This window comes from Streptomyces murinus (assembly GCF_002154555.1).
Classification (GTDB): Bacteria; Actinomycetota; Actinomycetes; order Streptomycetales; family Streptomycetaceae; genus Streptomyces; species Streptomyces murinus.
Map to the genome: position 1 here is coordinate 1 of NZ_MUNF01000645.1, position 2078 is coordinate 2078.

General features: G+C 73.0%; 3 protein-coding genes. All 3 read left to right on the plus strand.

Going from position 1 to position 2078, the window contains the following annotated elements; translation table 11 throughout:
* Positions 1-469, plus strand: a 469-nt coding sequence (locus CCN72_RS32195) for a maleate cis-trans isomerase family protein (RefSeq protein ID WP_425276191.1), incomplete at its 5' end; no start/stop codon positions are given.
* Between the two features lie 156 nt (positions 470-625).
* Positions 626-1756, plus strand: a complete 1131-nt coding sequence (locus CCN72_RS32200) for an LLM class flavin-dependent oxidoreductase (protein ID WP_086811727.1) — start codon at positions 626-628, stop codon at positions 1754-1756.
* A gap of 14 nt (positions 1757-1770) precedes the next feature.
* The gene (locus CCN72_RS32205; protein ID WP_085564889.1) at positions 1771-2061 is read left to right on the plus strand and encodes a hypothetical protein; all 291 of its coding nucleotides are present in this window, start codon (positions 1771-1773) and stop codon (positions 2059-2061) included.
* Positions 2062-2078: the final 17 nt, after the last annotated feature.

Here is a 2078-nt window from a genome sequence, read left to right on the forward strand (position 1 = left end):
GGACCAGGTGCGCACCCTGGCCCGGCTGGCCGGGATGCCGGCCTCCTCGACCTCCTTCGGCTTTGTGCACGCGGCCCATGAGCTGGGGGTACGACGGGTCGCCGTCGGCGCGACCTACCCCGAGGAGATCACCGCGCTGTTCGCGCAGTTCCTGCGGGCCGGGGGCCTGGAAGTGACCGGGACGCGCTCCTCGGGGGTCGGCACGGCCGCCCAGGTCGCGGGCTGGGGCGAGGAGGACGTACTGACGCTGGCGCGGGCCGCGGACGACACGGACGCGGAGGCGGTGCTGCTGCCGGACACCGCCCTGCACACGGCCGCCCACCTCGGCCTGCTGGAGAAGTCCCTGTCCAAGCCGGTGCTCACCGCGAACCAGGTCACCGTGTGGGAGGGGCTGCGGCTCGCCGACCGCCGGGTGAACGCGCCGGAGCTGGGAGCGCTGTTCACCAGGGAGCCGCTCGTCCAGGCCTGAGGGGACAGGGCGGGCACGGCGGGCCGGGGCCGGCCGGGATGGGGCGGGGCGGCTCCGGCGGCCGGGAGAGCGCGGTGCAGGCCGCGGAATAAGCGGGGAGAGCCACCTGTTACGACACTCCGGCACAGCTCACGCCGGAAACAGGAGGCCCCCACCGTGTCGGCAGACGAGGCAGCTCAGACACACGAGAACCGCGAGGCCGCGGACGGCATCCGGGGTACGGCGCGCGGCACCGCACCCGTCCCGCTCTCCGTCCTGGACCTGGTGACCGTCGGCGCGGGCCGCACCGCCACCGACGCGCTGCGCACCAGCGTCGAGCTGTCCCGCCGTACCGAGGCCCGCGGCTTCCACCGGTACTGGGTGGCCGAACACCACTCCATGCCGGGCGTCGCCTCCTCCTCGCCGGCCGTGATCCTCGCGCATCTCGCCGCCCACACGGAGCGCATCCGGCTCGGCTCCGGCGGTGTGATGCTGCCCAACCACGCCCCGCTGGTGATCGCCGAGCAGTTCGGCACGCTGGAGGCGCTGGCACCGCACCGGATCGACCTCGGCCTCGGCCGCGCCCCCGGCACCGACGGGGCCACGGCCGCCGCCCTGCGCCGCAGCGACACCCTGAACGAGGGCGCCGACGACTTCCCCGAGCAGCTCGCCGAGCTGATCCGCTTCCTGGACGACGACTTCCCCGACGGCCACCCCTACCGGCGCATCCACGCGATCCCCGGCCCGGTGCAGGGCAGCGCCCCCGGCGGAGTCCAGTCCGCGCACCGCCCGCCGGTCTGGCTGCTCGGCTCCTCCGGCTTCAGCGCCCAGCTGGCCGGAATGCTCGGCCTGCCGTTCGCCTTCGCCCACCACTTCTCGGCGCAGAACACCGTCCCCGCGCTGGACCTGTACCGCCAGACCTTCCGCCCCTCCCCGGTGCTCGCCGAGCCGTACGCCCTCATCGGCGTCTCCGCCCTCGCCACCGACGAGGAGCGCGAGGCCCGCCGCCAGACCCGCGCCATGGCCCTCAACATGCTCCGCCTGCGGATGGGCCGCCCCGGCCTCTTCCCCGACCCGGCGGAGGCCGAACAGGCGGAACTCGGCGCCATGGAGGAGGAGTTCATCGCCTCCTGGTCCGCCAACGTGGTCCACGGCACCGCCGACGAGGTGCGCTCCGGTCTGAACGACCTCCAAAAGCGCACCGGCGCCGACGAGTTGATGCTCACCACACATGCCCACCGGGGCGAGGTACGCGTACGCTCGTACGAACTCATCGCGGACGCTTACGAGTTGCCAGCGGTGGGGTAACCCTCGGGGGCGGCATGGCTGAACAGTCCGATCCACGTGGCCCGGGCTACTGGTGCATTCCCCCTGTCACGTATCCCGACGACGAGTGGCTGTCACAATCCGACGCCGCCCGGGAGCTGGGCATCTCCAGATTGCGGGTGGTGGGGCGCATATTCTCCGGCCATCTGGCGCCGGCGCGCAGCCGCAGGGGAGAGTCAGGCGTCACCCGCGCCAGCGTCGCCAAGGATCGCGAATGGCTCGCGACCGCTTCCCGGCGGGCCAAGTTCTTCCGCGCTTTCGTGGACCTGTTCCTGTGGTGGCTCTAGGTGTATTGACCCGGAGG